The organism is Acidovorax sp. KNOB132, assembly GCF_057541515.1.
On record NZ_BAAJYT010000541.1, the window covers coordinates 1 to 1,199 of the forward strand.

Consider the following 1,199-nt stretch of genomic DNA (forward strand, 5'->3'; position numbering starts at 1 on the left):
TGGCCCGCGGCCAGTTGCATCAGCCCCTCCAGCAGCCGCGCCACCTCGGCCGAGGCCAGGCGGTGGTAGCGGTGGCGGCCCTGGCTCTGCACGGACAGCAGGCGTGCCTGCACCAGCAGCGCGAGGTGCCGGCTGGCGGTGGCCGGGGTGATGTGCGCGGCATCGGCCAGCTCGCGCGCCGTGAGCGCCCGCCCGTCCATCAGCGCCAGCAGCATGCCGGTGCGCGCCGGCTCGCCCACGAGCGCGGCGATGTGCGCGATCTGGTTGGTGTTCATGCCGGCCAGTGTGCCGCAGGCGCCGGCCGGGATGCTTCGTTCCACGGCGAAGCATCGACCCCGCGGAACGCGGCCCAATGGCCACCATGCCGTGCGGATGCGGCGCCCCGCCGGCCCTGTGCCTTCGCCCCCGACCATCTACTCAAGGAACCCTCCATGGCCCTCACCTGCTTCATTCGCTACCAGCTCGACCCCTTCCAGATCGCCGCGTTTCGCGAGTACGCCGCACACTGGGGCCACATCATTCCGCGCTGCGGCGGCCACCTGCTGGGCTACTTCGTGCCCAGCGAGGGCACCAACGACGAGGCCTGGGGCCTGATCGCGTTCGACAGCCTCGCGGCCTACGAGGCCTACCGCGCACGGCTGCGGACCGACCCGCAAGGCCGCGCCAACTTCGAGCGGGCGCAGCGCCAGCGCTTCATCCTGCGCGAACAGCGCACGTTCGCCGAGGTGGTGGAGGGCACGTTCCAGCGCCCCGCCCTGCCGCCGCACCCGCCGCTGTCGCTGCTGGCATCCCCAGGGGAGCCGCCCGCCGCCGGAGCCGCCGCATGATCGCCGTCATCTTCGAGGTCGTGCCCAGCGCCGCAGGCCGCCAGCCCTACCTCGACACCGCCGCCTCGCTGCGCTGCGAGCTGGAGCGCATGGACGGCTTCGTCTCCATCGAGCGGTTCGAGAGCCTCAGCCAGCCGGGCAAGCTGCTGTCGCTGTCGTTCTGGCGCGACGAGGCCGCCGTGGCGCGGTGGCGCCAGTGCGAGAGCCACCGCCAGGCGCAGGCCGCCGGTCGCGCGGGCGTGTTCGCCGACTACCGCCTGCGCGTGGCGGCCGTGCTGCGCGACTACGGGCTGAACGAGCGCGCGCAGGCGCCAGCCGATTCGCGCACGGTTCACGACGGCAGCAGCGCCAGCCGCGGGCGCTCGCCCGCGT

3 protein-coding genes are annotated in these 1,199 nt (G+C 73.6%); 2 read left to right on the top strand and 1 reads right to left on the bottom strand.

What is annotated here, in order from left to right:
- A partial coding sequence (locus AC27IO_RS24475) for an ArsR/SmtB family transcription factor (RefSeq protein WP_498741245.1) occupies window positions 1-275 on the bottom strand: 275 nt, incomplete at its 3' end.
- 156 nt (window positions 276-431) lie between these two features.
- Between AC27IO_RS24475 and AC27IO_RS24480 the strand changes: the two genes are divergently transcribed.
- Window positions 432-827, top strand: a complete 396-nt coding sequence (locus tag AC27IO_RS24480; protein WP_498741246.1) for an NIPSNAP family protein — start codon at window positions 432-434, stop codon at window positions 825-827.
- The coding region (locus AC27IO_RS24485) for an antibiotic biosynthesis monooxygenase family protein (RefSeq protein ID WP_498741247.1) at window positions 824-1,199 on the top strand (376 nt) is incomplete at its 3' end. The genes AC27IO_RS24480 and AC27IO_RS24485, both read left to right, overlap by 4 nt.

Excerpts from the sequence above, each read along its gene's own strand:
- AC27IO_RS24480 (WP_498741246.1), top strand. The coding sequence starts at position 432 with ATGGCCCTCACCTGCTTCATTCGCTACCAGCTCGACCCCTTCCAGATC.